At 62.9% G+C, this 12607-nt stretch carries 13 protein-coding genes; 6 read left to right on the plus strand and 7 right to left on the minus strand.

Annotation, left to right across the window (positions count from 1 at the left end; translation table 11 throughout):
* Nucleotides 1-208: 208 nt before the first annotated feature.
* Nucleotides 209-1171, plus strand: a complete 963-nt coding sequence (locus tag G3W89_RS30420) for a hypothetical protein (protein ID WP_162570882.1) — start codon at nucleotides 209-211, stop codon at nucleotides 1169-1171.
* A 161-nt stretch (nucleotides 1172-1332) separates the two neighbouring features.
* Here the strand turns inward: G3W89_RS30420 and G3W89_RS30425 are convergent, their stop codons facing one another.
* On the minus strand, nucleotides 1333-1557 hold the full coding sequence (locus G3W89_RS30425) for a hypothetical protein (RefSeq protein ID WP_068674230.1): 225 nt from the start codon (nucleotides 1555-1557) through the stop codon (nucleotides 1333-1335).
* Nucleotides 1558-1736: 179 nt separating this feature from the next.
* Between G3W89_RS30425 and G3W89_RS30430 the strand changes: the two genes are divergently transcribed.
* From G3W89_RS30430 to G3W89_RS30450, 5 genes are all read left to right on the plus strand, one after another.
* On the plus strand, nucleotides 1737-1991 hold the full coding sequence (locus G3W89_RS30430) for a hypothetical protein (protein ID WP_162570881.1): 255 nt from the start codon (nucleotides 1737-1739) through the stop codon (nucleotides 1989-1991).
* Nucleotides 1992-2325: 334 nt separating this feature from the next.
* Nucleotides 2326-4137 carry a putative bifunctional diguanylate cyclase/phosphodiesterase gene (locus G3W89_RS33545; protein WP_269475016.1) on the plus strand — a complete coding sequence of 604 codons (1812 nt, stop codon included), beginning with the start codon at nucleotides 2326-2328 and terminating at the stop codon, nucleotides 4135-4137.
* A 44-nt stretch (nucleotides 4138-4181) separates the two neighbouring features.
* On the plus strand, nucleotides 4182-5570 hold the full coding sequence (locus G3W89_RS30440) for an HDOD domain-containing protein (protein ID WP_162577729.1): 1389 nt from the start codon (nucleotides 4182-4184) through the stop codon (nucleotides 5568-5570).
* 607 nt (nucleotides 5571-6177) lie between these two features.
* Complete coding sequence (locus G3W89_RS30445; protein WP_162570879.1) at nucleotides 6178-6792, plus strand: hypothetical protein; 615 nt, start codon at nucleotides 6178-6180, stop codon at nucleotides 6790-6792.
* A gap of 203 nt (nucleotides 6793-6995) precedes the next feature.
* A complete protein-coding gene (locus G3W89_RS30450; protein ID WP_162570878.1) occupies nucleotides 6996-7895 on the plus strand; it encodes a hypothetical protein in 900 nt (299 codons plus the stop codon).
* A gap of 370 nt (nucleotides 7896-8265) precedes the next feature.
* Here the strand turns inward: G3W89_RS30450 and G3W89_RS30455 are convergent, their stop codons facing one another.
* The 6 genes from G3W89_RS30455 to G3W89_RS30480 form a co-directional block, all read right to left on the minus strand.
* Nucleotides 8266-8523 (minus strand): hypothetical protein, encoded by a 258-nt coding sequence (locus tag G3W89_RS30455; RefSeq protein WP_068674242.1) that lies wholly within the window; start codon nucleotides 8521-8523, stop codon nucleotides 8266-8268.
* 99 nt (nucleotides 8524-8622) lie between these two features.
* Nucleotides 8623-9495, minus strand: coding sequence for a DUF6694 family lipoprotein (locus tag G3W89_RS30460; RefSeq protein ID WP_146039538.1), 873 nt, complete (start codon nucleotides 9493-9495; stop codon nucleotides 8623-8625).
* Between the two features lie 222 nt (nucleotides 9496-9717).
* On the minus strand, nucleotides 9718-11370 hold the full coding sequence (gene rtcR / locus G3W89_RS30465) for an RNA repair transcriptional activator RtcR (RefSeq protein ID WP_162570877.1): 1653 nt from the start codon (nucleotides 11368-11370) through the stop codon (nucleotides 9718-9720).
* 3 nt (nucleotides 11371-11373) lie between these two features.
* Nucleotides 11374-11787, minus strand: a complete 414-nt coding sequence (locus G3W89_RS30470) for a hypothetical protein (RefSeq protein ID WP_162570876.1) — start codon at nucleotides 11785-11787, stop codon at nucleotides 11374-11376.
* A 17-nt stretch (nucleotides 11788-11804) separates the two neighbouring features.
* Nucleotides 11805-12131: a hypothetical protein gene (locus G3W89_RS30475; protein WP_162570875.1), complete on the minus strand. Its 327-nt coding sequence runs from the start codon at nucleotides 12129-12131 to the stop codon at nucleotides 11805-11807.
* Nucleotides 12128-12478 carry a DUF6283 family protein gene (locus G3W89_RS30480; protein WP_162570874.1) on the minus strand — a complete coding sequence of 117 codons (351 nt, stop codon included), beginning with the start codon at nucleotides 12476-12478 and terminating at the stop codon, nucleotides 12128-12130. The genes G3W89_RS30475 and G3W89_RS30480 overlap by 4 nt, the downstream gene beginning before the upstream one ends.
* Between the last annotated feature and the right edge of the window lie 129 nt (nucleotides 12479-12607).

A 12607-nucleotide genomic window follows, 5' to 3' on the forward strand; every position in this document is an offset into this window, starting at 1 on the left:
TATACGGGTTCTAGGCCACCTTGCGCCCATCTCTCCGCGCCCACAACGGGTCGCCTCACCGGCGGGAGAAGACAAGGCGTTGCTTCGGCAACGAACTTTCGAACCACGTTTCCTAAGGCTTGCGCCAAAGGACGTCGAAGGACAAAGCGGAAATCAGGTCTCTTCGGAGACTTTCGGCGCCCCAGGCGCAAATCCAAAGGAAATCGCAATGACGACAGACAACCAACAAGTGACCCAAGTGGTCCAGGCAATCAAGCGCGCGCTCGACGTGGACCATGGCATCAAGGTGCCCCATGCAGCGCTGCGCGCCAGCTACCTGAAGGCGCAGGGCAAGCACCCGCACGCTTTCGCCAAGTCGCAGAAGAGCGAGGCATCGCAACAGGCTCCGGCGGCACCGGTCACCACGAAGTGGGCGACGCGGACGCTGTACCTGGTCGAGGACGACATCGGATGCCTCGAACGACTTGCACTGGACGAGGCCGGCGAATATCAGCTGCCCAACAGCTTCGACTTCGCGCCGAGCGCTGAACTCGTCTCCCAGAAGGCCCGCATTCCTCGCATCCAGAAGTACGGCATCCCCGTGTACCTCCAGGAGCCCGAAGTGTTCTACCGCAACCGCTTCCTCCTGAGCCAAGCCAAGGCCTACTCCGCTGAGACGGTCGATACGCGCGACGACTCTGGCGACACCTGTGAGCTCGGCGTGCGGATGCCAGATGTGGAATGGCACCGCTTGGTGCTGGCGGTTATCGACGATAACCCAGGGCTCTGGGACACCATCGCCGAATGGGTGGGGCAACACTACGGAGCGAAGATGCAGGCGATGTCGCGTGCTCATCAGGCTGACTGGTGCATGCGGTTCATCCAGCAGGGCGTCGAGTCGGAAACAACCGCCGCGGAAGGCAAGGCCACTTCGGCCTGGGTCACCCTCAGCTGGGTCTATCCAGACGAAGACGGCGACTCGGTCGAAGCGGCCGTGAACCTCTCCACCGGCTTGGTAAAGGCCATCGGCGAGGTGCCAGCCGACGTAGGAAGCGCCACAGTCCGAGTTCGCATCGAAAGCGAGCTTCTTGACTCCGAATGGCTTGAGGTGCGCCAGGTGAAGGCCAACGACGTGACGGCTTGGCAGGTACTTGACGACGACCTCGAGGAGCTTCGAGGGAACCTTGGCTGAAGCCGACCTTTCGGCCTCAGGCCTAAAGCTCTGAGACCCTGACAATCTTCTTTCGAGCCCGCATTCTTCGGAACGCGGGCTCCTCTTTTGGCCAGGCGTTGCCGGCCCTCCAAAAAAGAAGCCCCCGAAGGGGCCTTTTTCTGCTGGCGGCGAGCTCGCGCCTACCGTCGAAGCGCGGCTGCCGCTTGTCCGGAGAGCGTGAGAAGCGACCGCACCTCGTACCCGTCTCGAAAGACGATGTCGATTTGCCCGGCAACGGGCTCGGTTGACCTCGCCGCGGCGTACTTGTTTTCAGGCGTTTTGTAGACGACGACTACGCAGCGCGCTGTCTTGCTGAAATTGCGAGCCACGCCTGTCGCCTGCCTGCGGGTGGGGTAGATATTCATGGTGCACCTCCGACTTATAAGCGAATGGTAACCCGAACGTACTCATTCGCATGGCCAGGCGCCCTAAAAGAAGCGGGTCGCGTGCACTTTACACAACGCACCTGGTCTGCGCTTAAGACCTTCGCGCCGTCAGAGGGCTATACCGAATAGTCCAACTGCGCACAGCGAACAGGAGAACCGTGCCTGGCTTCATTCGCTTCAGCCTCCCCGCCTCGCTCTGCAAGGGCGCCATAGCACCTGGTAGCTTCGTCCGCGACCTAGCGGCCGCCGCCGGCGTCAAGCTCATCTTCGGAGACCACCACGGAGACGACTATCTTGTGCTTCCGGACGAAGAGAGCGAGCAAAACGCCATCAAGGAACTCCTCGGCGGAAGCAACAGGTACTGGGAAGCCGTAGAGGCGTTGCCTCACCACCTTCGGTATCACATCGCCTAGCCTGATTTCACAACGCCCCGGTTACCTCGGGGCGTTTTCATTGAGACCCCAGGCCGGCGACGCAGCTGCCAGCAAGGACGCAGCGCTCTTGGAACGACGTCCCACGCCCCGCGTGCCGTGTGGGGAGGAGGGCGCGCCTTCCGCTGTCGCCAACACCGAGATTCTTGGCATCGGCCCGTGTTCTGCAGCCCCTTCGCGGCAGGTGCGCACACGCCTAAACCCGACACTTTCTACCTATACGCTAATAAAACGTGGCTCTTCACTACAGGTCTTGACCGCCACCAGAGTGCCTCCCGCGCCTTGGGGCGACTTGAGTACAGGACACAAGACCTCAATGCACAGAAGCAAAAAGAGCCCGATGTTTTTGGATATCGAAGCCGCCTTATCGGCGAACTTCGGCCGCGTTGTCGCGCCTGAGCCCGAACCTCAGGCAGAGTGCGACGCGCGAGACCTGAAAGCAATTCTGAACGCCTCAGGGGCGCTAGCCATCTACATCGATTCGGGTGGGCGCATCCTCCATGCGAGCGACGCCTCGGCCGAACTGCTCGCCTATCCGAAAGAGCACCTGCTGCGCGCGTCGCTTTCGGACATCGTGGCGCCTGACCACCGAGACATCTTGTCGGGCTTGCTGCGAAACGCCTGGGCGCGCTCGACGGATGAGCACGCACGGCTTCGGTTCACCGGCGGATTGCCCGAGAGCGTCTGGCTCGAGGTCACCATACGCCCGGACCCCACGCCGGACGGCCTCAAGCGCTTCATTCTGTTCGGCTACAACGTTTCGGGATGGGTTTTGGCCGAGGAGAGCCTCAAGGAGGAGTCCATGGCGGACCCGCTCACCGGCCTCGGTAATCGGGCGCTGATGCGCAAGGCCATCTCTGAGCACATCCTGACGGCGGTTCGAAACAGGAGCCAGTTCGCCGTTGCCATTCTCGACCTGGATGGGTTCAAGAAAATCAACGACTCGCTGGGGCACGACGTGGGCGACGGCCTGCTGAGGGAAGTCGCGACGCGACTGAAGGCGGCAGTCCGCACCTCGGACATCGTGGCACGCCTGGGCGGAGATGAGTTCGTCCTGTTGTTGCCTGGCGCCGGCGAGGCCAAGGTCGCTATCGAGCTCGCGGAGCGCGTCGTCGCTACGCTGCGCAAGCCATTTCACTTGGCCGGCTGCCAGCTGCGGGTGACCACGAGCCTGGGGTTGACCCTCTCCGGCGACGACCCGGACCTGACAGAGTCCTCGCTCATGAAACGCGCGGACATCGCGATGTACCAGGCGAAGGCCCAGGGGAAGAACCGGGTCGCAGTGTTCACCCCTGAGATGGACCGGAAGCAGCAGGTGCAGTTCGCGCTCGAGCAAAACATGTTCGACGCCGTACAGAACGGCGAATTTTCGCTGCAGTACCAGCCTATCTGTGCGCCGTCCACCGGCGAGGTCTGGGGCCTCGAAGCCCTGATGCGCTGGGAGCGACCTGATGGCTTGATTCCGCCGTCGACGTTCATTCCACTGGCGGAACACAACGGCCTCATCAATTTCCTGGGTGACTGGGCGCTTCGGTGCGCCTGCGCCCAGCTTGTCCACTGGGACTCGATGGGCCTGCACTTCAAGTACATCTCGGTCAACGTGTCCCCAGTGCAGTTTCAGCATCCCGCGTTCGTCGAAAGCGTCAAACGTGCCATCGCGCTGTCGGGCGTCGATGCCCGGCGGCTGGTCATTGAAATCACGGAGGGCGCGCTCATGGCCGACCCGGAGCATGCCGGGCGGCTGCTAAGCGAACTTCGGCAGGCCGGGGTGCGGTTTGCGGTCGACGACTTCGGCACGGGCTACTCGAGCCTGGCCTACCTGCAGCAGTTTCCGCTGCAGGCCCTCAAGATTGACCGAAGCTTCGTCGCCGAGATGCTCCAGTCGGGCCCCAGCAGGACCATCGTCTTCGCCATTCTGTCGCTCGCCCGGGAGCTCGGGCTCATGTCGGTCGCAGAAGGCGTTGAGACGGCCCAACAGTGCGCGCTGCTCTCGGAACACGGATGCGACTTCAGCCAAGGCTGGCACCACTCCAAGGCCCTGCCGGCCGCGCAACTCGAACAAGCCATCACATCGGGCGCATTAAAGCTCCACGCTTGCCGTCAGGATTCGAAGGACCACCAAGCATGACAAAACTCACCAAGGCGCGTTTCTTCGAGACGCTTTGGGCCCGCATGCAGCAGCAGGGCGACTTTCCGACCCTTCAGGTTTCGCTCGACAACCTGCTTCCAGCGCTGGGCGCCGACGCCAACGTCGGCACGTTGGCAGAGAGCGTGCTGACCGATTTCTCGCTGGCGCAGAAGGTCATTCGGCTGGCAAATTCCGCCATGTATGCGCCATTCGGTGGCGGGGTGACGACGGTGTCCCGCGCCATCATGGTGTTGGGAGTCGATGCCGTCGGGCACCTGGCCCTGGGCCTTCAGCTGCTCGACAACTTCGCCGGCGCTGCGGCTCGGCGTCCAGACACCGCGCAGGAGCTCGAGCGGGCGATTCTCGCGGGCGAGTTCGCGCGCACCCTCAGCGCCTCACAAGGCATCAACCAAGGCGAAGAGCTCGTCGTGTGCACGCTCATGCATCACCTCAGCCGGCTGTTGCTCGTCTTCTATTACCCGGAGGAATGGGCGCGCATTCAGGCCATGTCCGGTGGGGTCTCCGAGAGCGAGAGCATGGCATGCCATCACGTGCTGGGCGTGACGCTCGAGGAGATTGCGCGCGCCGCGGCGCAGAAGTGGCGCATGCCACCGCTCATCACGGCCACCATGACGCAAAACGCCACGGACGCTGAGACGGTGTCTCGGTCCCACACGAATTGGCTCGGCGCGATGGCTGAGGTGTCGGCGCAGGCCGCCGCGCTGGTGACCCGTGGCGGGGACGCGGACGAGGTGGCGGAGCTGCTCGGGCGGCACGCGGAAGCCCTCGGCCTCCAGGAGCAGGCCGTCGAGGCAGCAAGGCTCAAGGTAGAAAACTTGAGGGAGGCGCGTCACGAGGACGAGGCTGCAGCGGAAGTCGAGCGACGCCACGCGCCGGGCAAGCCGCTCGACGCGCACTGCCGGCTACTGCGGAACCTCAAGGAAGTCCAGGCTGCGGCCACGGACCATCCGGTCTCCGAACTGGTGCCGCTCGTCATTGAATCGACCATGGGGGCAATGAACTTCACGCACTGCTTTCTGATGCTCCTGAACCCCCAGGCGAAGCGCTTCAGCGCGCGCATCGGTTTCGGGCCGGGCATGCGGGAGCGGCTCGCTTGCTTGTCCTTCGAGGAAGGCTTTGTGCCGGACGTTTTCCACTTTGCGACGACCGCCCAGCGACCGACGCACCTGGAGGACTCGCAGCGCCCTGAGATTGCGCACCGGGTCCCGCGCTGGTACCGCGAGGCCTTCCCTGACACTAAATCTCTGGTTCTTGTCCCGGTGTTCATCAAGAACCGCTGCGTCGCGGTGGTCTGCGGTGACTGGGGCTCTGCAGCCTGCGGTATCCCATTCACCGGCGAGGAGTTGGCTACGCTGTACGACCTCGTCGGAGAAATCGGAAGGGGATTTCAGCGCAGCCAGCAGCCCGCTTGAAGCGCGGGCGGCTACTTGAAGCTCCGCGGGTCGCCACTCGCGGAGCCAGGCGGAACACCAGGTCCCCTATAGTGCTCGGTGACGCTGCGTTCGCTATAGGAGGCAGGACCACTCAACATGACACCTCTCATGACTCAAGCGACCACCCCCGCATCCCCCGCTCCCGCAGCGACTCGTCAGGGGCCATATGGCCTCGAGAGCCTCAGCGGCAATCCGATTTGTGACGAGTGCGACCTCGAAATGAACCCCTACAGCGGCCGCTCTGGTCGTACGAACGTCGCAGGCTACGCTTGCGCGGGATGCGGCTGGTCGTTCGACACCTCGAGCTCCGTCGTCTCCGCCGGCCTTTGACCAGCGCTGGACCGGCGCACATCCTTCCGCGCCCGACACAGTCGGGCGCTTTTCTTTGGCGTCAGAGTTTGGGAAGCCCTCCCGCCCCTCAACACGAGCGATGCCGCGACGAAGGGCTTCATTCGCCCGTATGGCTTCTTCTACTGCCAGCGGCTCGGGCGGGCACTCCTTGTCGTCAGTTCGGCGCTGCGAGATACTGCCGGGCATGTCCACACGCTCCCGGCTCCGCGCACATTCTGCCGTTGACATCGCACGCTTGAACGATTTCGAGCGGCGGCTACTGCGCAAGCTCCCACGCAACTCCACCGCGCGTCCCTTAACTTGCGACGGAAACCCGGTCGAATGCAACTGTTTCGTCGTTGGCTTCAATCCAGCGACGTCGATGGCCACGCCGTTCTGGGAGCACTGGAAATCCGGCCATGGGTTCCTTGAAAGCAAGTGGCTCGAGGACTACCGCGCTTACCGTCGGTCCACCGGCAAGCGAACGGCGATGAGCACGACGCGCAGCCGGATGGAGCCTTTTCTGGAAGTGGTGGGCGGGGAGAGATGCCTTGTCACCAACCTCTACAACGTCCCCTCCCCCGACGCGCGCGGACGCGCGCGTTCGGACCGCGACACGTCGTTGTTCGAGTTTCTGTTGGAGTTCATCCAGCCTGAGGTCATCATTCCCCATGGAAGCAAGGCGCGGGAGTATTTTGAGCGACGGGGATGGCCTGGCCTTGTTGTACCAGCGCCGAGCCACTTCTGCCGCATGAGTTTCCTTGCGTCACACCAGTTTGGAGAAGAGGTGGTCGAGAGATGGGAGGCCAGCAAGGCTGGCGCAGCCGGGCGAACCGGGCAGCGCGCGAACCGTGAGGCACGGCACGAATAGGGGGAATTTTTCGCCGCAAGGGCTGCATGGCGGGCCGCGCGCTGTAGAGTGCACTCGCCCTTTAACAAGAATGGCCGCGCCGCAGAGCCACCGCGGACGGCCGCCAACGAGGAGAACCAGTGCCCCGCGTCAGACCTTCCCTCGCTGTTGCAGCACAGCTGCTGTGCGCCCTGCTCTTGAGCCCGACTGCCTCTGCGCTCAACATGAACGACGAGGCCTCCAAGGGCTTCGGCCGGTCGTATGGCTTCGTGTATGGCCAACGGCTGAGCCTCGAATACATTGACCGAGTGTTTCCCGAGCTGCACCAGCAGGTACAGCTGGCAGGCTTGAACTTTTCGGCGAAGTTCCCCCGCCTCGAAGAGCGCCTGGAGAAGGCCATGGCCTCGATTGGAAAGCCCGCCGCCTGGCGTAGCAAGCTCGACCCGATGCTCGCGAAGCAGATTGAAGGCATCACGCGGCAGCAGGCAACCGATTTTCTGGAGCTCGTCAATGACCGCGCCGCAGGTAAGATTCCAAGCCCGGAGCTCGAGTTCATTTTGGCAGCGCAGTACGAGGAAACGCCAGCTCGTGAGTTCGTAAACGGCTTCAGGCAGTCCTACAGCGCAACCGGCCACCCAAAGGCTAAAGGGTTGCGCCTGGACATGCAGATGCCGAAGTCATGGAAGGGCGAGGAGGGCTATCGGCCGAACATCGTTCGGAAATGGACGAGTGCCAACGGCACCGGCATGGAGACCATCCTCCTGCTGGTGAAAACGATTGGCGGCGAACGCGTGACCAAGGCAGACGTCGCGGAGTCGCTGCGCAACGGTGAGGTCAAGGCCATGATTCCCGAGGGCGGGACGTTCATCGCCGCGAAGGCTGTCACCGTCGAAGGCCAGCCGGCATTCGTTGTCGAGTACGACTCGGCTCAGGACCGAGCGGGCATCGACTTGGCCATGCGGGCTGAGATGTACGGCATCTTCTACGGGGACTACTTCATCAGCCTGCAGTGCATGGCCGGTGCGACGAAGGGCGACGCAAGAAAGGCGGCGAGCGGTTACACCGGCGTGAAGCCCCTCTGCCAGCAAGTTGCCAACAGCATCGTCCTCCCCTCGCGGTACTGAAGCTGAGCAGGAAGGGACAGTCCCCTATTTTGTGCGGGGCCCTAGCCGGTCGAGTTCGCTGAAAAGTCGACTTCCGCCAATCTGCAGATTACTCAGCGGGTTTTCTCGGCAGAACTTGTCCATCCAAAGGTTCGCCTGCTCGGGCGATAGGTCCGCGAGTGGGTCGTTCGGAGGCTCGTGCCTCATGCTCAGCCCGGACAGGTACCCCAGCAGCCATCCGGACATCGTGTCACGGTAGGCAGGCGACTTGGTTTTGACCCAGAGCCCACAGTCCCCTGGGACGATAACCGTTGGCTTGTCTGCGAAAGCACTCGCGCAGCACAGCGCGAGCGCAGATGCTGCTGCAATAGTCTTCACCCTCAACACTTGGTCAGCACCTCGCCGTACCGGCAAGGAGACCATCCAAGAAGTCCTGTGAGACCTGCTCGGATGCCTCGGCGCCGACCCATTCGGCGATATGCCGCTCGGTCGTCTTGGAGATGACCTGGTCGACACGGACGTAGCCACGGTCTGGGAGCAGTGCCGCCGCCGGACGCCCGTACGAGAACATCACTTTGGTGTCGGGGGCAAGCTCCAGCTCTGCGCATTTGATTTCTGGCTTGGCTTCGGAGAGGGATACGAGGTTCATAGCTCTTGGAGTGTGCGTGGTCGCGACTGCAGGCGCAGGGGCTCTCGCGCGGCCGGTGCGACGCACGAGACGTCGCGCGGTGAGCGCCCGGTCGCTCTTTCAGCCCTTGATGGAGTTCTCTTCGTCGATGTCGCGCAGGACGCGGGCCTGTGTCTCCTGCGCTTCCTTCAGCCGTGCCTGAGCTGGCCCGATGAGTTGCTCATTGTCGGCCGACGCGAAGGCGCCATTTGCCGATTGGAAGTTCATCAGCTTCACCGATGTGATTTCGGTCTCCAGGTAGTCCTTGGCCTCGCCACCGAAGGCCCCGGCGGATTCCGGCAGTCGGACCTGAACCGTTTGGCCTGCAGGTACTCCAGCAAAGCCCGCTTCGTTGAGGGCGGACTGCCGCACGAACTTGCCCCCGGCTACACGCTGGGCGGTGGTCCGGACGTACGTCACTTCCCAGGTGGCGCGTTCCACCGCCGAGTCGCTCCCGTTGAGCACGTCAAAAACCACGAAGGAGCCCATTCCGGCACCGGCTTGTTGAACGGGCTGCTTTGCGTGCGTGACGGTCACCTTGGTGAAGGCAGCCTGGCCCGCAAGCAAAAGGTCGACCTTGTCCTGAGCCTCCTTCACCAGCCTTGCTGCATCGGACCTCGCGCGCTCCTGCTGCGCCTTCTTGGCAGCAACCTCGGACTCGCGCGCCATTGTGAAAATCTGCTCAGCCGTGAGTCCGTCCAGATGCTTTGCGGCCTCATTGAACATCGCATTTCCGACGTTCTTGTCGGCAGTGCCCACTATCAGGGCGGCACCGACGGGACGAACCAAATTCTTGATGTACCCGGAGAGTTCAGCCCGCTGGGATTCCGGCACAGAGTCCACGACTTTCGGGATGGAGGCATCGAGCGCCTCGGGGCTGGATGCGTCCAGCTTCGCTTGGCACCCAGCCAAGGCCATCAGAAATCCTGCGCAGAGCGCGATACGGAAACGCATTAGATGACTGTCCTTCGAATCATTTGTGTTTATGTTCTCCCTTCGTTTTAGGACGAAGGGAGAACGCCAGTCTATTTTAAATGCTGTTGCATGTCGACACATTTGTTGGGACTTTGCGAACAATGGCACGGTTGCGCCGTGCATGTGCGTTCGCCGTCGCCTTGCGCCCCCCAGGGCACCGTCGAACTGAGGGAGCCGCGTTGCGAGCGGCGCGGGATTTGGTTACGCCGTCAGCGCCCCCGGACTACCGCCCAGCTGCTGCTTGATTTCAAGAAACTCAAGGGCAAACCGGGCCAGGTACTTTTTAAGCCGGTCCGAGTCGTTGCTCTTCGCCTTGCCTTGTCGAGAGACCGAGAACAGATGACGGCCCGCTTCGGCAAGACTGCGGGCGGTGGCAACCGCCCGCAGCACTGTCTCGAGCTGTGCCAGGTCGAAGGGGTCGTATTGGCTCGCGCGCGACCCCAGCACCCGGTCCACCGCGCCGGTGAGGCTATCGCCCAAGTCGCCCGCCGGGTGCGGCCGGGTTCGCGCAGGTTCGGAAAACCGGTTCTGCCGAGCGAGGACGGCGCATTCGTCCGTGACGTCGCTCAGACGAATCCGGCCGCCGGTGCAAAGGGTGGCCATCCGGGCGATTGAAGCCTTGAAGTCCCGGAAGTTACCAGGCCAGGGTGCCTTGCCGGCAAAGTCGAGATAGGCCTCGCGCGCCTCGCTGTTCATGGAGACCTTGGTGCCAAGCTCTTCGGTTGCGCACTCAAGCTCGAAGTCCAGGTTCGGCTCGATATCCTCCGGCCGTGCAGCAAGGCCCGGAAGCTCAAACGTCCACATGTTGATGCGAGCAAGCAGGTCGGCGCGGAACGTGCCCTTCGACACCTCGACGGCCAGGTCCTTGTTGGTACCTGCGAGCAGCTGAAACCGGCTCTCGACCTCCGTGTCGGCGCCCAGGGGCATGAATCGCTTGTGCTCGAGCGCGCGCAGCAGCATGGCTTGCTCATCGAGCGCCAGCTCCCCAATCTCGTCGAGGAAGAGGATGCCCCCGTCGGCCGAGCGCAAAAGGCCAGCGCGGTCGGACGTCGCTCCGGTGTAAGCCCCCTTCTTGTGGCCAAAGAGCGTGCTCATCGCGTTCTCGCCACGCAGGGTCGCGCAGTTCACCTCCACGAAGGCACCCTGGGCCATGCGCTTGCGGGCACGCAGCGCGTGGATGCGAGCTGCCAGCTGGCTCTTGCCGGCACCGGTCGGCCCTGTCAGCAGAATGGGCGCGGTCGACCGCAGGCTCACCTTCTCGATGCGAGCAATCAGTTGGTTGAAAGCAGCGTTGCGCGTGACGATGCCGCCTTTGAGAAGGGACAGGTCGTCGTCCTGCTCTCGTCGGAAGCGCGAGGAGAGCTGGTCGTAGGTCGACAGGTCGAGGTCGATGACCTCCGCCCGGCCTTCCCACGGCTTGCCGTCAGAGGTGCCCTTTCGGGTGCCGAGGAGCTTGCCCGGGAAGTAGCGCGCCTCTGTCAGCAAGAAGAGGCAGATTTGCGCCACGTGCGTGCCTGTGCTCAGGTGGACGTAGTAGTTGGTGTCCTCCTGGAACTCATAGCCCCGGGCAAACTCGTGCAGCGCGGCGTAGACGGACGGGAAGTTCCACGGGTCGTTGATGGCGAGGTCGTGCACGGTCACCTGGAGGTCCGGGCTGAGGGTCTCCATGTCGGATTTGACGACTTCGGCCAAGGCGGATTCAGCGGCCTTGAACGTGAACAGCTCAATGCGGTCGACGGGAATCTCACCTTGCGCGGCCAGGCTCACGGTTGGGCGCCAGCGCTCCCACCGCTTGGCCGTGAGGCCGGAGTCGAGCTGACTGCCGAGAAAGCCAAGGACAACGGTTCTGCTCATGGCTCAGGCCTCCGCCCGCATGAGTTCCGAGTTTTCCCGCTCGAGCTCGTAGCTACGGGCGCCGCCCGCCTTGGCGATTCGGTCGAACCAGTCGTCGAGTGCCTCCACTTTCGGAGCCACGTAGCGGCGCATCAGGCCGCGGCTGTCCTCGTACCGCACCGGTGCCGGCCGCCCTTCCAGCTTCGCCCTGCGCTCGTCGTAGGCGTGGCGGACTGGGTCGTCAGGCACCCAGACCATCAAGGCCTCCACGTCGAACCGCTTTCCAAACAGTTCGAACGGACCGTTGTCCGTTTGGAGGGCGGAGACGGCTGCCGGCAGGAGCGTTTCAAGTAGCGTTTCGGCCGACTCATGCTCGACGGCGATGAGCTTGCCGGCGTGCTCCGGCGGGCGGTAGGTGACGATGAACTTCTTGGTCATGGGGGCGGAGAAATCGTTTAGACGTAGCGCCCGAAGAGCGCGTGGTCGCCGTGGATGACAACAGCTTCATCGGGGGCCTCGATGACGAGGGAAGCATCCTGCTCAAATCGCATCGGCCAAGCAGGCAGGCGCTTGCCAGCCGAGCCGGCTGCGACGCCAATGGCCCATGTATCGCTGGGCAGCTGCTCGGGGGCAAAGGTGGCGTGCACAATGAACTCGCCCTCGGGCGACTCAATCCGGTAGTGCGCGAGCCGCTGGCTTGCGTTGACCTGCGCGACATAGCGTCCGTTGATATCCAGGTTGAACTGGTCGTCGAACTGGCCGTAGAACCGGAGCGTTTTCACTTGGGCGTGTCTTTCGGGAGGGTGTCGTCGAAGGTGAGGTGCTGCTCACCTACGGTCTGTATGCGGTGGGCGTTCTCGCAATCTCGCAGCCGCATGCGCAGCGGGATGTTGTTGCCAGGGCCGACCTGGTTTGCGAGCCACCCGATGCAGTGCGCCTTCTCCGTCTCATGGCATGCCATCATGTGCAGCGGCGCATCCAGGCTCGTGAAATCGGCCGGCTTGGCGATGGTTCTCGCCAGGGCGCGGTGCCGTTCCTCCGAGTAGCCGTTGGCGATGTCGCGCGGGTCAACGTCAGTGCGCCATGGGCACTTTGCGCATTGGCGGGTCCGAGCTAGCTTCCAGGCCATGTTTTTTGGATAGGTGTTCAGTCTGCGATGAATAGATTATATCCTAGTGGATAATTTTCAACAAGGATTTTAGATTTAAGGTTTTATAGGGAAAGCGCAATGAAATCAAAGGCTTAGTGTTGTTTAGGC

The sequence above is a fragment of the Variovorax sp. PBL-H6 genome (genome assembly GCF_901827155.1).
Lineage (GTDB): Bacteria > Pseudomonadota > Gammaproteobacteria > Burkholderiales > Burkholderiaceae_C > Variovorax.

Bases quoted from the DNA above. Each gene is read 5' to 3' on its own strand.
- G3W89_RS30470 (WP_162570876.1), bottom strand. From the start codon at position 11,787: ATGACCAAGAAGTTCATCGTCACCTACCGCCCGCCGGAGCACGCCGGC.
- G3W89_RS30420 (WP_162570882.1), top strand. From the start codon at position 209: ATGACGACAGACAACCAACAAGTGACCCAAGTGGTCCAGGCAATCAAG.
- G3W89_RS30450 (WP_162570878.1), top strand. From the start codon at position 6,996: ATGAACGACGAGGCCTCCAAGGGCTTCGGCCGGTCGTATGGCTTCGTG.
- G3W89_RS30440 (WP_162577729.1), top strand. From the start codon at position 4,182: ATGCAGCAGCAGGGCGACTTTCCGACCCTTCAGGTTTCGCTCGACAAC.
- rtcR (WP_162570877.1), bottom strand. From the start codon at position 11,370: ATGAGCAGAACCGTTGTCCTTGGCTTTCTCGGCAGTCAGCTCGACTCC.
- G3W89_RS30460 (WP_146039538.1), bottom strand. From the start codon at position 9,495: ATGCGTTTCCGTATCGCGCTCTGCGCAGGATTTCTGATGGCCTTGGCT.
- G3W89_RS33545 (WP_269475016.1), top strand. From the start codon at position 2,326: ATGCACAGAAGCAAAAAGAGCCCGATGTTTTTGGATATCGAAGCCGCC.
- G3W89_RS30425 (WP_068674230.1), bottom strand. From the start codon at position 1,557: ATGAATATCTACCCCACCCGCAGGCAGGCGACAGGCGTGGCTCGCAAT.
- G3W89_RS30455 (WP_068674242.1), bottom strand. From the start codon at position 8,523: ATGAACCTCGTATCCCTCTCCGAAGCCAAGCCAGAAATCAAATGCGCA.
- G3W89_RS30480 (WP_162570874.1), bottom strand. From the start codon at position 12,478: ATGGCCTGGAAGCTAGCTCGGACCCGCCAATGCGCAAAGTGCCCATGG.